The sequence below is a fragment of the Cardiobacteriaceae bacterium TAE3-ERU3 genome, assembly GCA_019218315.1.
GTDB lineage: Bacteria > Pseudomonadota > Gammaproteobacteria > Cardiobacteriales > Cardiobacteriaceae > JAHUUI01.
The window spans coordinates 128227-148414 of the sequence record JAHUUI010000002.1 but is presented as its reverse complement, the minus strand read 5'-3'; the positions used below and the strand labels follow the sequence as shown (position 1 = coordinate 148414).

The following is a 20188-nucleotide window of genomic DNA, read 5'->3' as shown; positions in this document are numbered from 1 at the left end:
TTGCTTATCGTTGTATGAGGAAAGTAATCATGTAAATATTATAACCAAGAGAAAATAGTTTGCGTTTTTTTTGCTTATTTTCATTATTTATAGATCTAGCAGCAGTAAAGAGTATTCACTACAACACATCTTTTGGTTCGCAGAATAGTTATTCTGGGTGCACCATCTTTATGGCTTCAATCATCTTGTATAATGCGCGCCATGAAAAAAGACCTTACCCAAGTACTGAGTAAAGACCGCTTTGGTCTTTACCGATTGCAACAAAATATCCTCCAGCGCAGCAAGCGAGGGCAGCCCGTTGACCATATGCAGGAAAAGCTTGATCGCCTATACGATGCTTCCCATCAAGCCTATGAACAGCGCCTGGCTGGCTTGCCTAAGCCCGCACTGAGTGCCGACTTGCCCGTTCTTGACGCGCAAAAAGAGCTGAAAAAAGCGATTGCTGAAAATCAGGTTGTGATTGTCAGTGGTGAAACTGGCTCTGGTAAAACGACCCAGTTGCCGCAGCTGTGTCTCGATTTGGGTTTAGGTGCGCGTGGTCTAATCGGGCACACCCAGCCGCGCCGTATCGCCGCACGCAGTGTTGCTGACCGTATCGCCGAAGAGCTGCAAGTGCCGATTGGTGGCGCAGTTGGCTATCAAGTGCGCTTTGACGAAAAAAACAGCGATGATACCGTTATCAAACTGATGACCGACGGTATGCTGCTTGCCGAAACCCTATCCGACAAATTCCTCTCGCGCTACGAAGTCATCATTGTCGACGAAGCGCACGAACGCAGCCTCAATATCGACTTCCTGCTCGGCTATCTGCACCAGCTGCTCGCCAAGCGTCCAGACCTCAAGCTCATCATCACTTCGGCGACTATCGACGCAGAAAAATTCGCCAAGCATTTTGGCAATGCACCACAAATTAACGTGTCAGGGCGTACGTACCCGGTTGAAATTCGCTATCAGCCGCCGGAAGAGGACGACGATATTAATGACGCTATCGTACGTGCGGTTGAAGACCTCGACCACGAAAGCCGTGGCGACATTCTCATCTTCCTGCCTACCGAGCGTGACATCCGCGAAGCCGCCGACACCCTGAGCAAAGCCAAATTGCGCGATACTGATGTGTTGCCATTATTCGGCCGCCTGTCACTCGCAGACCAACAAGCAGTATTCCATCCCAAAGCCAAGCGCCGCATTGTGCTCGCGACCAACGTCGCTGAAACCTCGCTGACTGTACCGCGCATCAAATACGTCATCGATACAGGCACTGCGCGCATTAGCCGCTATTCACTGCGAACTAAAACCCAGCGCCTGCCGATTGAAGCCATCTCGCAAGCCAGCGCCAACCAACGCGCCGGACGTTGCGGCCGTACCAGCTCGGGCATCTGCGTACGCCTGTACAGTGAAGAAGACTTCAAGCAGCGCCCCGAATTTACTGAACCGGAAATCCTGCGCACTAACCTTGCTGCTGTCATCCTGCAAATGCTCACCCTCAAGCTCGGAGAAGTCGCAGATTTTCCCTTTGTCGACAGCCCCGACCAGCGCCAGATTAACGACGGCTACCGCCTGTTATTTGAATTAACCGCCGTCGATGAAAATAACCGCTTAACTCGCTTGGGTAGAGACATGGCGCAAATGCCGATTGATCCGCGCTTTGCCCGTATCGCTTTTGTCGCCGACAAAAGCGGCTGCTTGCGTGAAGCCTTAATCGTCCTAGCCGCTTTGTCCATCCAAGACCCACGCGAACGCCCATTTGGCAAAGAACAACACGCCGACCAAATGCAGCGTGAGTTTGCCGACAAAAACAGTGACTTTCAAAGCTTGCTCAACCTTTATGCCGCTTACGACCAACAGCGCCGCGACACCTCGAACAGCCAAGCGCGTAAATGGGCGAAGCAGCATTTCCTCAATCCGCAACGGATGCGCGAATGGCGTGAATTGGTGCGCCAGCTTGAACGCGAATGTAAGCAACAGGGTATGAAGCTCAACCCGTGGCCGAGCAAAAAAGATGCGCCGCTTGACGAAAACCGCGAACCGCTTCACCGCGCCTTGCTCGCTGGCTTCCTCGACCAAGTCGGCTTATGGGACGAACAAAATCAGGATTACACCGGCCCGCGCAACCGCAAGTTCCTCATTTTCCCCGGTTCCGTGCTCAATAAGAAAAAGCCGCAGGCGGTGATGGCGGCGAGCATTGTTGATATTAATCGTACCTTTGCCCGTACCTGTGCGCCCATCGTTCTCGTTGACCTCGAACAACTGACCAAACATCTGGTCAAGTACAGCTACAGCGAGCCGCATTGGTCGAAAAAATCCGGTAACGTCATGGCGACGCAAAGCGTCCTGCTTTATGGCTTGCCGATTGTCGCCGGGCGCAAAGTCCCGTTTGCTAAACAAGACGCGGCACTCGCGCATGAAATCTTTGTACAAGAAGCGCTGGTTAGCGGCGAAATCAACAGCAAAGTCCGCGCCATCACGGATAACCGTAAGTTGCTCGCCGAACTCGAAATTCTTGAAGACAAAACGCGCAGCCGTGGCATCCTCGTCGATGAACAAACCATGGCTGAATTCTACTTTGAGCGCTTGCCGGAAAGCGTCCATTCCGCTGTTACCCTAGAACAATGGGTCAAAAAGCACGGCGAAGACCGCTTGCGCATGCGCGAAAGCGACCTGCTACTCGAAGACGCCGACCTCGACCACAAAGACTACCCCGAAACCTTGCATATCCGTGGGCATAACCTCAAACTTGAATACGCCTTTGACCCTGGCGGTCATGCCGATGGCGTTACCGCGCTGATACCGCTGACCGCACTCAACACCTTTAATGCGCAAGACTTTGAGCGCCTCGTTCCTGCCATGCTCGAAGAAAAAATCGAAGCAATTCTGCGCCGTTTGCCCAAAGTATGGCGGCGACAGCTTGTGCCGATTCCTGACTTTGCCCGTGCTATCCACGAGCGCCTGCTTGACGGCGACCAAGACCAGCCCTTGCTCGCTGCTATTCGTGAACACATCGCGCAAATGAAAGGGCTCAACATCCCGGAAGATGCTTTTGACCTCGATAAAATCGACGACCATCAGCGCATGAATTTCCGCATCATCGATGCAAAAAAGCGCGGTGTTGCCGAAGGGCGCGATCTCGCTGCTTTGCAAGCAGAGCACGGTGAACACGCCGCCGAGCAATTCCAGAAACGCAGCAACAGCAAACTCAGCGGCACCGATGAACCCGTCAGCGACTGGACGTGGGATAAGCTGCCCGAACAAGAGCGCATGAAAGGCGGTATCATCGGCTATCCTGCACTGACCGTTGAAGACGAAAAAATCTATTTGCGTTTACACGACGATGCCGACCGTGCCGCACGCTTGCACCGCGAAGGTGTTATTCAGTTACTCGCTGAAAAACTGCACGGCAAAATCAAGTACCTGAAAAAGAACCTTAGCGGCTACACCGAAATGAGCCTGCATTACCGCAAAGTAAGTAACAATATCCATCTGTTCGAGGACATCATGCTCGCCCTGATTGAGCGCGTCTGCTTGCACGGCGAAACCCCGCGCAGCCAAAAAGCCTTTGATGTCGCACTCGCAGCAGGGGAACAACACCTCGTCAGCAGCGCCAACGAACTCGGCAAACAACTCGCCGAGATTCTCAAAACCTACAGCCGCATCAATGAGCGCCTACGCAGCGTCAAGCACAAAAGTGCCAAAGCCGACATCAGCCGTCAACTCGGCCGCCTTATCTTCCCCGGCTTCATCCGCCAAACACCGGCCAAACGTATCCCCGACCTCGCACGCTACCTCAAAGCCATCGACAAACGCCTCGACAAACTCGACCGCGAACCGCTCAAAGACATGCAACGACAAAAAGACATCAGCGAATGGGACGACAAACTCGAACAGTGGTTGAAAAATCTCAACATCAGTAAACCACTAGAGCGTGCCAATGATGCACAAAAACAAATGCAACTGCTTGAATACTTCTATATGCTGGAAGAATACCGCGTGCAGGTATTTGCGCAAGAGGTTGGCGTGAGGGGAAAGGTTTCAATGAACTATTTATCTAATTATTATATTAAAGAGTGAATTTATGGAGATAAGAATAGTCGACTATTTTGATGAAAAAACAAACCCAAAAAATATTGCATTCTTAATAAAAGACAATTGGGATGATTTTGGTTTTAAAACAAAATTTTACTTAGTTATCTATGATGAAAAAGGAAAAGTACACAATATAGGGAGCTTAAAAATAGGATTTAAAGGGCAAGCAATTGATACTCATGAAAAATTTATTAAAAATACTGATATTAGTAGTAAGTTGAATGGAGATTTTTTTTCAGTAGGGGGGGATTCTGATTACTATAAAAATATAGTTAAATTACCGAATCCTATAAAAAATTATTTTTTAATGAAGGTTAGAGATATAGTCTACTGTGAAAATATAATAGAAGAAATAATTGATGAAAATGTTTTTTCTACTTCTCTTTTGCGCTTCACTAGTCTATCAACGATCAAGGGACAGTTTAAAAGAATAATTGATGGAAAAGCTGAATTAACAGATTATAATTTTTCTTTTTTAAGAAGAGAATTAAAAGATTTTTCAGATATTGATCTTGAATTTAGTGTTAAGGCAAATTCGATTCCAAGTACCAATATTCATGCAATTATTGGGAGAAATGGAATTGGCAAAACCAGTATTCTAAATAATATGGTAAAATCTATTGTTAATAAAGAATATAATAATAATGTAAGCTTCTATGAAAATTATTATAATATTTTGGGACGTGATTTATATCCGATAAGTACAGACTATTTTAGTAGATTAGTTACAGTATCATTTAGTGCTTTTGATACTTTTATTCCACCAGAAAATCAACCAGATCCAGCTAAAGGTACATGTTATTTCTATATAGGATTAAAAGATAATAAAAAAAATGGTGAATTAAAGACTACTGAAGAATTAAGGGAAGAGTTTTATAAAGCGCTAGATATTTGTATAAATAGCAAAAAAGACAAATGGTTGAAGGCTGTTAATTTATTAGAATCTGACTCTAATTTTAAGGAAATAAATATTTCTGAATTAGGATATATTAATAAAGAATTTTTAGAAGATATTGCTATTAGAAAATTAAATAGAATGAGTTCAGGTCATGTAATAGTCTTATTAACCATTACACATCTTATAGCAAATTTAGAGGAAAAAACTTTAGTTTTGATAGATGAACCTGAAAGTCATTTACATCCACCACTATTGTCAGCCTTTATTAGAACTTTATCTAGCATGTTACTTGATTATAACGGAATAGCTATCATAGCTACTCATTCACCTGTTGTCCTTCAAGAAGTACCAAAATCCTGTGTATGGAAATTAACTAGATCTGGTTCTGTAATGAAAACATCACGACCTGAAATAGAAACTTTTGGTGAAAATGTCGGTGTCTTAACTAGGGATGTTTTTGGATTAGAAGTAGAAAAGTCAGGATTTTATAATTTATTAGAAAAATCAGTTACAGATGGCAGTAGTTTTCATGAAATTATACGAAAATATAATGACCAACTTGGTTTAGAAGCTAAATTTATTTTAAATACTTTAATTCAAAAAAGAGATAGTGATTCTTGAGATGAAGTTTTTAAGTAAACTTGAAATGAGTAATAATGATCTAATTGAAATTTTATTAAGTACGATAAAATCAAATAATATACTTATTGATAATTTAAGTGCTGCAAAAGAAAATTTGCTAATTGATTTTGATGATTATGAAGAAAAAGGTAAGAATATGGAACTTTTTCAGATTAATTTTAATCCTAATAAGTATGCAATAAAAAGAGAGGATTTTAATAATTTATATACTCAATATCTAAAAAAATCTGGTATATACGATGAAATAAAATCTAATGCTGAAAGTTGTTTGTACTGTCTAATAAGTAGTATAGATTCATTAGATCACTATTTGCCAAAAAGTATTTTTCCACAATTTTCTATATTGCCAATTAACTTAGTTCCTTCTTGTACAGAGTGCAATAGCAAGCTAAAAAGAGATAATTTTTTCAATATTAAGGAAGATCAATTAATACATCCGTATTTAGATAAATCATATTATTTTGAAGAAAAATGGATATACTGCTCTTTTAATTTGACTGATGACTATCCTATTTTTAATTTTTACGTTAACTGTCCAGATGATTGGGATCAAGCTGATAAAAAAAGAGTAGTAAAACATTTTAATTTCTTTAATCTTTCTAAAAGATATTCAGTTAATGCAGTAAAAGAATATGTGAATATCTTAAGTGTGCAGTCAAAAAGTACACCAGATTTAAATGTATTGTGTAATTATATATTAAAACCCATAGCTGACAATGAACTGATTTCAATAAATTCTTGGCGAAGATCTATGTATCAAGCAATTTATAATCATTTTAATAAGATTAGGTTGAATGAAATCGATTCTACTTGCTCTAATTGTAAAGGTAATGGTTCTTTTGGCGATGAAAGATGTGACAAATGTGATGGAGTTGGTAGTAATTGGATCAAATAGTCAAGCAGAGCAATAGTATCTCTGTCTTGTGACTATCCATAGCTGCTACTTAGCAAAGTCTAGCAAGCGTGAACGAGTAGGCTACTTGACTCATTGCTTAGCACAAATGCAGCATTGTTAGTTAAATCGTAGGTGAAGGACAATTGATGTTGTCCATTGTCTTGCGGTAAATATAATATTTTTTCTGATAACCAATATCTGGAAAATTACTTTTAGTCTTTGTTAACTATTGGAGAAATAATGTCAGGAAAATTCAGAACATCGTGGTTTTGTGCCAATGTGCTTCGCTACACGGAAACAGAAGGCGGTATGCTCAGTAAAAAGGAAGTTGAGTACCATGACCCAAAATCAGTTGATTTAGATGAGTTCGCGCAATGCTTGTCTGATGCATATGAGGAAATGGACGCCGCTGGTTACGACGTGATTAACGTGGTTCCGGTGGCGATGGGTTCGGCAGAGCCAAGCGTGGCAAGCCGTGGTGAATACCTTGGTGACGTTGGTTATTCGCTGACCCGTGCGGCCGTTGTAGTTGGGAAGCGCAAAGCGTCTTCTTAGGTAGCTAAACACTTTATGAGCTTTATTCGGGTTGATTTATTTTGCTGTGTCCACTGAAAACTTATGTAATTTCTTGGTGGAACTCATGTCTATACTGAATATATAATGAAATGATCAAGCCTATTTCACTAGAGGTTGTCATCTTATTCGTCGCTCAATCTTTCAGCTTTATTTCTGTGCGATCGAAGCCTGTGATGATTTGTTCGTAGTCGTCTTTACGGCACTCAAGGGTATATGTGCAGGTCATGTCCATAATCTGCTCAACGATGTGCATGTCCCATTGATCGACGCTTTGCATCAAGGTATTTACTTCCGGGTACGGTAGGGTAACGGTAAATTGCGTTTTCGGCACTATCCGTACCCGCTTTGCCAGCTTCAAGGCTTCTTCGGTTGATTGCTTGTACGCGCGTACCAAGCCGGGCGCGCCGAGTAACGTACCTCCAAAATAACGCACGACAACGACCAGTGTGTTGCTCACTTCAAAGGATTGCAGTTGGTTGTAAATTGGCAAGCCTGCAGTGCCGGACGGTTCGCCGTCATCATTGGCGCGGTATTCCTCACCATCAGCGCCGAGGCGATAGGCGTAGCAATGATGGCGTGCTTTGTGGTGCTCGGCTTTAAGCGCATCAACATGTGCATCAATTTCTTCGATTGAAGATACAGGATAGGCATAGGCAATAAACTTGCTACCCTTAATGGTGATTTCAGCTTCTGTTGGTTCGGTTATTCGGTAACAGTATTGATCGGTCATTGGATTGTGTTTGGATTCAATGCATATAAGTTATTCGGATGATTCTGCGTCTTCTGTTGCTTGGGTTACTTTGAGGCGGTAAATCTGATCAAGGCTGTTGTTGCTGTCGACGGACACATCAAGATCAACCAAGCGGCCATTGTGCACGCCGTAAATTAGGCCATGCACGTAGAGCTTTTGTCCTTTTGCCCATGCGCGCTGTACGGCATTGGATTTGCATACGTTGCGCACTTGTTTGATGACGTTTAGCTCACAGAGGCGGTTGATTTCTTGCTGCGCAGTCATGAGGTGAAATTCACCAGTATACTCAGTGTAAGTGTCTTTGATTTCGCGTAGCCAGTTATTGAGCATGCCAAAATCTTGCATTGAGAGCGCTGCTTTGATTGCGCCGCAATCGTAGTGCCCACCGACGATGATGTCTTGTACGCCAAGTTGTTCGACGGCAAATTGGATGACGCTTTGGCAGTTGATGTCCATTGAATGAACGAGGTTGCCTATATTACGGTGAACGAATACTTCACCGGGTAATAACCCCATCACTTCGTTGGCGGGGATGCGGCTATCCGAGCAGCCAATCCACAAATATTGTGGTGCTTGCTGGGCGCTTAGTTTTTCGAAGATACCGGGGTTATCCTGGGCGAATTTCTTCGCCCAGATTTCATTGCTGCTTAACAGTGCCTCAATGTGTTGTTTTTTTATGCTCAATCGCTGAAGTCCTTGTTCGCTGTTGCTTGCTTCATTTTACCACGCAACAGTGGCCCAACAACGACTGGCAAGATCAATACAGCAATGGTAACGACCCACAAGCCAATAGCCAGAGGGCTGTGCCACAACACCATCCAGTTTCCATCAGAAAGCACTAATGAGTGGCGTAATGCTGTTTCTAACTCAGGGCCGAGCAGCATGCCGAGGATGATAGGCACGACAGGTACATCGAGCTTGCGCATGATGTAGCCAAATACGCCAAAGCCGATCATCAGGTAAATATCAACCAAATTGTGGCTGATTGAGTAGATCCCGAGTATGGCAACCAGTGTGACTAGTGGCATTAAGTAGCGTGGTGGAATGCTGAGAATTTTGACGAAAAATCCGATCATCGGCACGTTAAGGATCAGTAGCATGATGTTGCCGATAAAGAGGGCGGCAATGATCGTCCATACCAATTCGGCATTTTGTTGGAACAACATTGGGCCGGGGGTGATGTTAAGCGAGACGAGCATCGCAAGTAGAACGGCTGTGGTACCGCTACCAGGAATACCAAGCGTCAGCATTGGTACTAAGGCACCATTTGCAGCGGCGTTGTTGCCGGCCTCGGGCGCGGCAACACCACATGGGTCACCTGTGCCAAAGCGGCCTTTGTCGCCAAGGATGCGCTTCTCAAGCGTATAGCTGATGAAGCTACCAAGTGATGCACCAGCGCCGGGTAATACACCAGCGATAAAGCCAAGTGTAGAGCCACGCAAGGAAGTAGGCAAAATGTTGGTGAAATCACGCCATGAAAAGCGCATTTTATTCATTTTAACCATAGACTTGTTATTGACGTCGTGCGACTCAATAAAAATCAGCAGTTCGCTGATGGCGAACATACCAACCAAGACGATAATGAAATCTATGCCTTCATAAAGTTCCAGAATATCGAAAGTGTAGCGTGGGATGCCTGTGTTGGCATCAATCCCAACAGTTGCAATCATCAAGCCGAGTGCTGTGGCAATTAATGTCTTGATTGGGTTTTGGCTGGTGATGCCACCTAGGGCGGCAAATGCCAGTACGTACAATCCGACGTATTCAGCGGGGCCGAATTTCAATGCCGCTTTGGCGAGCAGAGGCGCGAGTAACACCAAGCCAATGGTAGCGAGGAAGCTGCCGATGAATGAGGCTATTGCAGATAGAGTTAGTGCCTCTGCAGCCTTACCTTGCTTGGCCATTGGGTAGCCATCAAGCGTGGTCATCAATGCAGGTTCATCACCGGGTATATTGAGCAATATGCTCGATATGCGCCCGCCGTACATCGCGCCAGCGTACACAGAGGTGAGTAGAATCAGTGATTCTTGAGGACTCAAGCCAAGGCTGAATACCAGCGGAATTAGTATTGCGACGCCATTTGCCGGGCCTAAGCCGGGCAATGCACCGATCAGTGTGCCGAGTATGCAGCCTAGTAAGGCAAAGAGCAGGGTTTCCCAGCCAAGCGCATTGGCGAAACCATCCATCAATAAGCTGAAGCTGTTCATAAGATACCCCCTAGCCATCCAGCAGGTAAAGAAAGGTCAAGTCCGTAGTTGAATAGCATGAATAAGCCGATGCTGTAGCAAAATCCGATAATCAGTGCTTTGATCGGCTTAGCTCCCATGCGCCAGCTGATGAAGAATGAAAATAAGCTAGCTGAGATAATAAAGCCAGCAACTTCAAGAAGTAGCGCGAAGGCAATCAAAGCAATGAGTACCAAAACGATATCTAGCCAAGTACGAGCATCCGGCCAGCGTTGCCCAGCTTGTGGCTTGATCAATAATGCCAACCCGGCAAGGCCGAGGACGACACTTAAAATCGTTGGGAATGCTTCAGGGCCGATAGTTTCAGCCATGCCGAAGGGTTCTTCAAATTGCTGCGCACCATAGCCATAGGCTATAGCAAGCAGCACCATAGCCAACCCGAGCAAACGGTCGGCAAGGGTATGCTGATTACTTTGCGTGTTCATTATGCTTCTCTTTTTAGTAAGGGCAATACGGGAAAAGGCGCACCCCCATAGCTCAATGCTAAAAGGGTACGCCCGTTGGGTAAGTGTTACTTATTTGATGATGCCGAGGTCTTTTGAGATTGTCTCAATATCATTGATTTGCTGCATGACGTATTGCTCGAATTCAGCACCAGTCTTGGTGAAAGGCATTAAGCCATTTTGATGCATGACTTCGTGCCAAGCATCTGTGCCGCTCAATTCATCAAGCGTCTTAACCCACCAGTCGTAAGTGCTTTGCTCGACTTTGCCAGGCAAGTAAAAACCGCGCCAGTTAGGTGCAATGAAGTCGATGCCTTGTTCTTTGGCTGTAGAAATTTCGTTAAATGGCTCAGGCAAGCGGTCTTCTGAAAATACTGCGAGTACTTTGATATCACCTGAATCCATAAAGCCTTTTACTTCTGATACATCGCCAGTAAAGGCATCAACGTGCCCACCAACGACTTGAATCAAAGCGTCTCCACCATTGTTAAATGACAGGTATGGGATTCTCTTGTAGTCATTGATGCCTGCAGCTTTTGCAGCTAAAAGTACTTTAAGGTGATCCCAACCGCCATTACTACTTGCACCGGCAAATTTAACAGCGCCAGTATTTGATTGAACAGCTTTGAATAACTCTTCAAGGGTGTTGTACTGCGAGTCTTTGCCGACGGCGATAATGCCGTAGTCAGCGCCAAGTGAACCCGCCCAACGAACATCATCAGCACTCATACCGCGAAACTGACCTTGGGCAAGGCGAGTAGTGGTAGCCGTTGAAGCTGCAACGAACAGTGAGTTATCACTATCACGCTTTGAGATTACATGCGCAAATGCAACGCCACCGCCGGCCCCGGCCATATTGACGGTTTGGATGTTGTTATTCACATAACCTTCTTCGCGCAGAAGCTTGCTGACGCTACGGCAAGTAAAATCCCAACCGCCACCTGGATCTGCTGGGGCAATACATTCTTTGATTTCCGGTGCGCTATCGGCCGCAAATGCAAAAGCAGTGCTGGTGGCTGCAAGTACGCCAAGTATCCATTTATTCTTCATTGCGAAGCTCCTTATTATTTAGATTGGATATATATTAAAGGAGCGTTATTTTCAGTGTCGGGTGTTGTTATGTCAAGCGCCAATGTCCTTACGATAGGTCATGTCCTTAAACTGAATATGTTTTATTGCACTGTATGCTTCATTGCGCGCACCTTCCAGAGTGTCATCTATACCCACAATGTTGAGAACGCGCCCGCCGCTGGTAATGTATTCCTGATAATGTTGCTTGGCACCGGCAATAAAGATTTGGGCGAAGAAACGGGCTTGCTCGATATGCTCAATGGTGTAGCCTGTTTTATATTCACCCGGATAGCCGCCGGACGCAGCGACGACGCATACCGCGTGCTTATCCTGCCATTGTAATTCGACCTGGTCGAGCTTGCGTTCAATTGCCGCCATAACAGGATCAACCAATGGTGTTTCGAGCAATGGGAGTACTGCTTGTGTTTCAGGGTCCCCCATACGCATATTGTATTCGAGCAAGAATACACCGCGGTCATTGATCATCAGACCAAAGAAAATAACGCCGGCAAAATCCATACCTTCGGCTTGAATGCCTTTAAGAGTTGGTTCAAGGATATCCTGCTCAAAGGCTTGCCAATGTGCATCAGTCATTGCCGGATGAGGGCAAACGACCCCCATGCCACCAGTATTTTCGCCAGTGTTGTTCTCACCAATAGTTTTGTGATCCTTGGCTGATTTCATTGTCAGGATGGTTTTGCAGTCGGTAAAGCTGAGGATAGACGCCTCAAAGCCTTCAAGAAACTCTTCGATAACGACTTCATTGCCGGCGTCGCCAAAGCGCTTATCGAGCATGATGTCATTAAGTGCAGCTGAGGCTTCTGCTTTATCTTGGCAAATAATGACGCCTTTACCTGCCGCCAGACCACTCGCTTTGATCACGATCGGGTAGGTAATTTCGTCTAAATAAGCGCTTGCTTGTTGATGATCATCAAAGCGTTGGTAAGCAGCTGTCTTGACGCCATATTTCTGCATGAAGTCTTTGGCGAATACTTTGCTTCCTTCGAGCTGTGCAGCTTGCTTGTTAGGCCCAAATATGGTCAGCCCAGCTTCATTGAAACGATCAACAATGCCTTCGACCAGTAGGGCTTCTGAGCCGACAAATGTGAGGTCTATGTCGCGATCTTTGGCGAAGGACAATAGGCTGTCAACGTCGGTTTGTGGGATGTTTTGCGCATGTTCGAGCTCTTCAATACCGCCATTACCCGGTGCGACGTATATCATGCCGATGCGGGTATCTTGTGCAAGTTTCCATGCGATGGCGTGTTCACGGCCACCACTGCCAATGATGAGGACGTTGATCATGCGAAATCCTTATTGATTTGAGTTTTTTGGGGAAGGGCGTGGCAAAGCTCTGCAACGACTTTGCAGAGCAGGGGGTGTTCTTCTTTTTGGATGCGCTTTTGTAGTGATTCAGGGGTGTCATCCGTATGCACTGGTACTTCACTTTGGGCGATAACTTTGCCGGTATCAATACCACTATCAACGTAATGCACACTACAGCCGCTAATTGATTCACCGGCATCGAGTACCGCTTTATGGACGTGCAATCCATACATACCAGCACCACCAAATTTAGGCAGCAGTGAGGGGTGTAAATTTATGATGCGGCCTGGCCATTGCTCAATGACCGCAGTTGGTACGACGCTTAAAAAGCCTGCGAGCACAATCAAATCAGTCTCTGAAGGAATCATGCGCAGTAGTGTATCTGTGAAGGAGGCTTGATCAAGCTTGCGGTCTACTCTGATAAAAGGAATATGGCGTGATACAGCGTGCTGTTGTCCGCTGCATTCGCGGTCAGCTATGACGGCGCAAACCTGCCCGTCTATTTTATTTTGGTCTATAGCATCTAACAGTGCTTTGAGATTAGAGCCGCTGCCTGAAATCATTACGGTGATATTGGCGCTCATGAGCATCCTGAGGAAATTAATAGCACCTGCATTATAACCAAATTAGCAGATCAAACCAGTAGCTTAAAGATAATCATCAAGGTTGTTTGAATAAGTTGACTGATTGGCACTTGAATTAGTTGATTATTGGTTTAAAAGCAGGGTGGGTGATTTACTTGCTCACAATATAAATACCACTAAGTGGAAATGCTTAATGAGTATTTTTTAGTTATATGCTTTATTCAGCTATTTTCTAATGTAAACGAGGTGTTTTTATATCAAAGTCATGGTGGTGTCTAATCACCTAAAATAAAGCACTTGCTGGGTAGTAATGTGGTCGGGCGAGATCAAAGTCGTAGTACAGAATGCGCGCCCACTGTAATTGCCTTTTCATAAGCGTGTACTTAAGGTTGGTTGCCATATGTTCTAATTTGTTCGAGCGCTGCGGCTAGGGTTGGCGTATAGCTGCTGACGCCGGGTACAGGCTGGATGCCGGCACGGGCAAGGGTTTTGAGTGGCTGAAATTGCAGGTCGGCAATGATGACTTGTTTACCATGGTGTTGGCAATGGTCGATCAGGCGCGTGAGTACCATCAATCCACCTTCGTCAATAATACTCACGCCATCCATATATAGAATGATCCCCTCATGCTGCTGGAATGCGGTGGTGATTGCTTCATGGAAGCGGTCTGCAGCAGCAAAAAATAGAGGACCATTGATTTTATATACGGCCCAGCCTTGCGGTAATGGATGCTCAATCAAGCGGGGGTGCTCACTGATATCGCTGATTTTGGTCATTGCAGCAACTTGTTGCACAAACATTAGTGCAGCAAGTAATACACCTGCTGTAATGGCTACGACCATATCGACGAATACAGTTAAGCCTAGGCAAGTAAAGAAGACGAGTATATCCGGTAGTGGCGCTGTTTTGAGCAGGTGCAGAGCTTTGGGTGCTTCGCTCATGCCCCATGCAACCATCAGCAGCAGTGCTGCCATGGATGCCATCGGTAACCACGCCAGAGCCGGGGCAAGTACCATAATCGCGGCAAACACCAACAGCGCATGAACGGTAGCAGCAATGGGCGAGGTTGCACCGGCTCGCACGTTAGCCGCTGAGCGCGCAATGGCAGCAGTTGCGGTAATACCACCAAAAAATGGCACAACCAGATTACCGATGCCTTGACCAAGTAGTTCGCTATTGGCGCTGTGGCGGGTATTGGTCATACCATCGAGTACCACCGCACAGAGCAATGACTCAATTGCACCAAGCATGGCTATGGCGAATGCAGCAGGAAGCAGATTGCCGATCATTGTCCATGAGAAAGTCAGGCCATCGCCATGTGCCCATGGCCAGGTAATATTCGGTAAAACTGGTGGAATGCCATTGCCACTGGTTCCATCAGCGAGCAGATAATGGAAACGACTGCCAATGGTATCAACAGGATGCCCACTTTGATTGAGCAGCATCGCAACGATGACGCCGACCAAAACGGCAGGTAAATGCCCGGTAAGTGGCAGGCGACCTTTAACATGTGGCCAGATCAACATGGTAGCCAGTGTGGCACTGGCAACTAACAGACTTGGCCAGTGAGTTTGCCCAAGGTGACCAAGCAGGGTGCCGAGTTTAGGCAGAAAGTGCTCGGGCAGCTCAGTGATATCAAGGCCAAAGAAATCATTGATTTGCAGTACAGCAATAACGATTGCAATACCGCCAGTAAAGCCGAGCGTGACTGAGTGTGGTATATATTCAATCAAGCGACCAAGGCGGAGTATTGCCATCAGAATCAGTATGATGCCGGCCATGCTGGTTGCAACAAGTAAGCCGGATAAGCCATATTCATTGGTAATAGGAAGGAGGATGACGACAAATGCAGCAGTGGGGCCGGAAATGCTGTAGCGGCTGCCGCCCGTCAGGGCAATAATCAAGCCAGCAATGGCAGCAGTATAAAGCCCGTATTGCGGTGCGACACCGCTGGCAATGGCCAGCGCCATGGAAAGGGGAATGGCGATGATGCCGACGGTAATCCCAGCGAGGCAGTCAGCGAGCAGACGCTTACCATTGTAGCGTTCAGTTATGCAGGCTTGGCGCAGTGCGTAACCGATGCGCAAAGAACGAAGCGGGTGCTGGCTGGTCATGGTTCATCACCGTACAAAAGTGTTTATTATATCGTGTGTTTAAAAGCTTATTTACTACTTTTGTCATGGCGGCCGAGTAAATAATTGAGCTGGGTTTTTACGGTTGGCATTCATTATCGAGAATGGAGAAGACGACGGTATCGCGATAGCTGCCGTCAGGCATTTTCATGTGGCGGCGCAGGATACCATCCTGTTTTGCACCCAGACGGGCAATTGCATTGCGTGAACGCTGATTGATCCAATGGGTTCGAAATTCGACCGCGACGCATTGTAGCGTTTCGAAGGCGTGTTGCAGTAGCAGCAATTTGCAAGAGGTATTGACTGCGCTGCGCTGTACGGATTGTGCGTACCATGTATAGCCGAGTAGCAGGCGCTGGCTTTTGTCGTCAAAATCGTAGAAGCGCGTGGTGCCAACAATTTGACCATTGCGTTTATCGATGACGACAAATGGTAGTGCGGTGCCGTGTTGCTGTGTGGTTAGTGCGTGGTTGATATAGGTGGCTATGGTTTCCCGACTTGGGACGCTGGTGTACCAGATGTTCCACAGTTGACCATCGCTGGCAGCGTCAAGCAACGCATTAGCGTGTTTATGGCGCAGTGGCGAGAGGATCACGTGCTCGTTTTGCAGGGTGATTTCTTCCAGATACATGTGCTGTCCGAAGGTGGGAAAAGCGTGTGATTATGCCTAACATACCGCAAAGTTCATATAGCTAATCAGATAATTAAAATCAAAACTGCATTATTTTTTATATGCGGCATAAATTGTGCGGAAATTCATACTTGCATGGCCGGAAATTTTTTCTTTAACGAAAAGAAAAGCCCCGCCAGATTTTTGCGGGGCTTGTGATTGATTGAGCGTAATTCTAAGGGGTATAGAACGTTGCAGAGCCAGGGCCAACCGGCAAGCCGAACACGAATACCCAAAGGTAGAATAATGCACTCCAGCCGACGATAAAGGCAATTGAGTACGGCAGCATCATTGCCATCAGCGTACCAATCCCTGTATCGCGCTTGTATTTGACGGCGACAGCCATAATCAGGCCAAAGTAGCTCATCATCGGGGTGATGATGTTGGTTGTGGAATCCCCTATACGGTAAGCAGCCTGAATGACTTCCGGAGCGTAGCCGGTGAGCATCAACATGGGTACAAAGATTGGCGCAGTAACCGCCCATTGTGCGGATGCCGAACCAAGCATGAGGTTGATAAAGCCACAAATCAGGATAAAGCCAATTAATAGTACCGGGCCAGTGAGTCCAATATCGTTGAGGAACGTTGCTCCCTTGACGGCAACTACTGAACCAAGATTCGTCCAGCCGAAGAAGGCGACAAATTGCGCTGCAAAAAAGACCAATACAATATAAAGGCCAAGTGTACTCATGGCATTGGCCATGGCATCAACGACATCACGGTCATTTTTCATCGTACCGACGGTTTTGCCATAAATGAAACCCGGTATCGCGAAGAAGATAAAGATAAAGACGACGATGCCACGCAAGAATGGTGAGCGAGCGATTTCGCCGGTTTCCTGATTACGCAGAACGCCATTTTCGGGAATAATGGTGAGTGCGAGTATGCCAAGAAAGACAAGAATAGAAATTCCTGCAAGCTTTAACCCCCGCTTTTCTTCGGCAGTGAGTGGGTTCATGGAAGGGTTGGTTTCGTCAAGGTCGTCAGAGGCGTCTGTTTCCTGCCATTTTCCCAGTTTGGGTTCGACAATTTTTTCAGTGATTAAGTAGCCAAGTAGGGTGATGAGGAATGTTGAGACAATCATGAAATACCAGTTGGCTTCAGCACCGACGACGTATTCGGGATCAATTAACCGCGCAGCTTCCTGAGTGATACCTGAGAGCAATGGGTCAACTGTGCCGAGTAACAAGTTTGCACTATAGCCACCTGATACACCGGCAAATGCAGCAGCAAGACCAGCAAGCGGATGACGCCCTAAAGCATGGAAGATAATTGCTGACATTGGAATCAGGACAACGTAACCAAGCTCAGATGCTGTATTGGACATAATGCCGGCAAAGACGATAACTGCAGTGACCATCTTGCGTGGTGCGCTAAGTACCAGTCCGCGTAAGGCTGCAGAAATCAGCCCGGCACGTTCAGCGATACCGACGCCAAGCAAGGCGACGAGCACCGTGCCGAGGGGGACAAAATTAGTGAAATTAGTGACGAGATTTTCAACTATACGACGTAACCCTTCGCCGCTCATCAGGCTGACGACGGTTATCATGCCATCGGGAGCTCGGCCACGAGCACCCTCAGGACGCGGATCGACTACGCTGACGTCAAAATAGGCGCAAATACCTGAGACGACGATAATCAATGCACAGAAGATAGCAAATAGGGTAACAGGATGGGGAAGAAGATTGCCGAGCCATTCGACGCCGTTGAGGAAACGGGTCATGCGCCCCGGCCGGGTATTGTTTACGGTGCTAGACGATTGTTGTTTTTGCATCGCGAGTTTCTCTTATATTAAGGTTGAGTGAAAAACAGCGAAGTATAATGAATAAAGCACCATTTCTATTTAACATTATCGTTATTTTAATTTTTCGTTGGTTTTTTGGTAATCTTTTTGGTGGCTTTATCAAGGCCGTTTCTAGCTCCATAAGTACATACACGGAGCACTAGGCGTAAATAAATAAAGTGCTGACAATGTGTTATTTATGGGGATTGAGTGTGCGATAAGAATTAAGGGGAAGATAAAATAGGCTGCCGATCATTAACTGATTGGCAGCCTGATATTTGCTTTGCCTATGTTAGTTACATCTCACATAGTAAAAGCGGCTAAACCATATGCATCATCTAAGGTGCATGTGATAGATAGTTTTTGCGCTTAGTCGAGCTGCAAAGGTGTATCACCATTTTGCATGTTGCCAATGATGCGCGCGTCTTCACCGTGTCCTTGCAGTGTAGTGATGATGCTCTCAGCTTCATTTTCCGGTGCGATAATAACGAAACCAATGCCCATATTGAACGTACCAAAGCATTCGTCTTTACTGACGTGCTGCTGGATGCGTCCCATTAGTGGCAATTCCGGCAATGTAGCAGTATCGATATGAGCGCATAGCTTCTCGCCATAGGCTCGTGGCAGGTTTTCCGGCAAACCACCACCTGTAATATGAGCAAGACCGTGCACACGGTGCTTGGCCAGCACATCGAGTACGGATTTGACATAAATACGGGTCGGTGTCAGTAAAGTCTTACCGACGCTTTTACCGTCAATTTGTTCATTGAGGTCAGTGAAAATTTTACGCAGTAGTGAGTAACCATTGCTGTGATAGCCGCTTGAAGCCAAGCCGATGATAGCATCACCGGCCTGAACGCGACTGCCGTCAATCAGATCAGCTTTTTCAACGACACCGACTGCAAATCCGGCGATGTCGTATTCGCCTGGATCGTAGAAGCCCGGCATTTCCGCTGTTTCACCACCAATGAGTGCAGCGCTGGATTGCTGACAGCCGTCAGCGATACCTTTGACGATATCGGCCGCAACTTCAGGCTCAAGCTTGCCACAAGCGAGATAGTCAAGGAAGTATTGTGGTGCTGCGCCGTGGCAGAGAATATCGTTGACGCACATGGCAACTGCGTCGATGCCGATGGTGTCGTAACGTTCCAGCGCAAAAGCGATTTTGAGCTTGGTGCCAACGCCATCAGTACCCGATACGAGTATTGGGTGCGTATAGCCTGAAAGGTCATAAAACGCGCCAAATGCACCAATTTGCCCAAGGACACGAGAATTGTGTGTGGCTTGAGCAAAGCCTTTGATGCGCTTGACCGTGTCGTAGCCAGCTTCTTTGTCTACACCACTGGCTTTGTAGTCAATTTGGCTCATGCGTTGTCCTTGCTCCATTTTTCAAGTCGTGCGAGAACGTCACGGTAGGCATCTGTCAGGCCTCCAAGATCTCGGCGGAAGCGGTCTTTATCAAGCTTTTCTTGAGTTTCTTCATCCCATAGGCGGCAAGTATCAGGGGAGATCTCATCAGCGAGAATAATATTGCCATCTTTGTCTTTGCCAAACTCAATTTTAAAGTCGACAAGGGTTATGCCACAATCGACAAAAAGATTATCGAGGGCTTGGTTGATCTCATCAGTAAGTTCATAAATGCGATCAAGATCTTCATAAGACGCAGCACCGAGAGCAACGGCGTGGTCGTCATTAATCAGTGGGTCGCCGAGTTCATCTTTTTTATAGCACAGCTCATAAATAACGTTTGGTGGAATAGAGCCTTCTTCAATGCCGAGGCGCTTGGCCATTGAGCCGGCAATACGGTTACGCACGATCACTTCAAGCGGAATAATCTCAACTTTTTCGCAAAGCTGCTCTCGTTCGTTAAGTGTTTCGTGGTAATGAGTCGGTACACCTGCTTTGTTCAGTACGCCATAGATAAGCGTAGTGATACGGTTGTTAAGTACGCCTTTGTCAGCGATGACGTCGTGCTTTTCGCCATTGCCAGCGGTGGCATCGTCGTTGTAGTGGATGATGACGCGGTTTGGGTCATCTGTTGCATAAACTGCTTTGGCTTTGCCAGTGTATAGCAGGTCTTTTTTTTCCATG

Annotated in this window: 16 protein-coding genes; 4 read left to right on the top strand and 12 right to left on the bottom strand. The window is 46.2% G+C overall.

Going from position 1 to position 20188, the window contains the following annotated elements:
- The first annotated feature begins 192 nt into the window (after positions 1-192).
- From hrpA to KRX19_04050, 4 genes are all read left to right on the top strand, one after another.
- Positions 193-4065: an ATP-dependent RNA helicase HrpA gene (gene hrpA / locus KRX19_04065; protein MBV7434195.1), complete on the top strand. Its 3873-nt coding sequence runs from the start codon at positions 193-195 to the stop codon at positions 4063-4065.
- Between the two features lie 4 nt (positions 4066-4069).
- Positions 4070-5599, top strand: coding sequence for an AAA family ATPase (locus KRX19_04060; GenBank protein MBV7434194.1), 1530 nt, complete (start codon positions 4070-4072; stop codon positions 5597-5599).
- Positions 5600-5624: 25 nt separating this feature from the next.
- A complete protein-coding gene (locus KRX19_04055) occupies positions 5625-6515 on the top strand; it encodes a zinc finger-like domain-containing protein (GenBank protein MBV7434193.1) in 891 nt (296 codons plus the stop codon).
- A gap of 240 nt (positions 6516-6755) precedes the next feature.
- Positions 6756-7070, top strand: a complete 315-nt coding sequence (locus KRX19_04050; GenBank protein ID MBV7434192.1) for a hypothetical protein — start codon at positions 6756-6758, stop codon at positions 7068-7070.
- Between the two features lie 154 nt (positions 7071-7224).
- Here KRX19_04050 and KRX19_04045 read toward each other — a convergent pair whose 3' ends face one another.
- From KRX19_04045 to KRX19_03990, 12 genes are all read right to left on the bottom strand, one after another.
- A complete protein-coding gene (locus KRX19_04045; GenBank protein MBV7434191.1) occupies positions 7225-7821 on the bottom strand; it encodes a YigZ family protein in 597 nt (198 codons plus the stop codon).
- A gap of 30 nt (positions 7822-7851) precedes the next feature.
- Complete coding sequence (locus tag KRX19_04040) at positions 7852-8520, bottom strand: carbonic anhydrase (GenBank protein ID MBV7434190.1); 669 nt, start codon at positions 8518-8520, stop codon at positions 7852-7854.
- A 2-nt stretch (positions 8521-8522) separates the two neighbouring features.
- Positions 8523-10049, bottom strand: coding sequence for a tripartite tricarboxylate transporter permease (locus KRX19_04035; protein MBV7434189.1), 1527 nt, complete (start codon positions 10047-10049; stop codon positions 8523-8525).
- The gene (locus tag KRX19_04030; GenBank protein ID MBV7434188.1) at positions 10046-10513 is read right to left on the bottom strand and encodes a tripartite tricarboxylate transporter TctB family protein; all 468 of its coding nucleotides are present in this window, start codon (positions 10511-10513) and stop codon (positions 10046-10048) included. Before KRX19_04030 ends, KRX19_04035 begins: the two co-directional genes overlap by 4 nt.
- 90 nt (positions 10514-10603) lie before the next feature.
- The gene (locus tag KRX19_04025; GenBank protein MBV7434187.1) at positions 10604-11581 is read right to left on the bottom strand and encodes a hypothetical protein; all 978 of its coding nucleotides are present in this window, start codon (positions 11579-11581) and stop codon (positions 10604-10606) included.
- A gap of 72 nt (positions 11582-11653) precedes the next feature.
- Positions 11654-12907, bottom strand: coding sequence for a phosphoribosylamine--glycine ligase (gene purD / locus KRX19_04020; protein MBV7434186.1), 1254 nt, complete (start codon positions 12905-12907; stop codon positions 11654-11656).
- On the bottom strand, positions 12904-13512 hold the full coding sequence (purN, locus tag KRX19_04015; protein MBV7434185.1) for a phosphoribosylglycinamide formyltransferase: 609 nt from the start codon (positions 13510-13512) through the stop codon (positions 12904-12906). Before purN ends, purD begins: the two co-directional genes overlap by 4 nt.
- Positions 13513-13895: 383 nt before the next feature.
- Positions 13896-15626, bottom strand: a complete 1731-nt coding sequence (gene dauA, locus KRX19_04010; GenBank protein MBV7434184.1) for a C4-dicarboxylic acid transporter DauA — start codon at positions 15624-15626, stop codon at positions 13896-13898.
- Between the two features lie 97 nt (positions 15627-15723).
- The gene (locus tag KRX19_04005) at positions 15724-16275 is read right to left on the bottom strand and encodes a GNAT family N-acetyltransferase (GenBank protein ID MBV7434183.1); all 552 of its coding nucleotides are present in this window, start codon (positions 16273-16275) and stop codon (positions 15724-15726) included.
- 214 nt (positions 16276-16489) lie between these two features.
- The gene (locus tag KRX19_04000; protein MBV7434182.1) at positions 16490-18037 is read right to left on the bottom strand and encodes an AbgT family transporter; all 1548 of its coding nucleotides are present in this window, start codon (positions 18035-18037) and stop codon (positions 16490-16492) included.
- A gap of 429 nt (positions 18038-18466) precedes the next feature.
- The gene (gene purM / locus KRX19_03995) at positions 18467-19465 is read right to left on the bottom strand and encodes a phosphoribosylformylglycinamidine cyclo-ligase (protein MBV7434181.1); all 999 of its coding nucleotides are present in this window, start codon (positions 19463-19465) and stop codon (positions 18467-18469) included.
- Positions 19462-20187 (bottom strand): phosphoribosylaminoimidazolesuccinocarboxamide synthase, encoded by a 726-nt coding sequence (locus KRX19_03990; protein MBV7434180.1) that lies wholly within the window; start codon positions 20185-20187, stop codon positions 19462-19464. The genes purM and KRX19_03990 overlap by 4 nt, the downstream gene beginning before the upstream one ends.
- Position 20188: the final 1 nt, after the last annotated feature.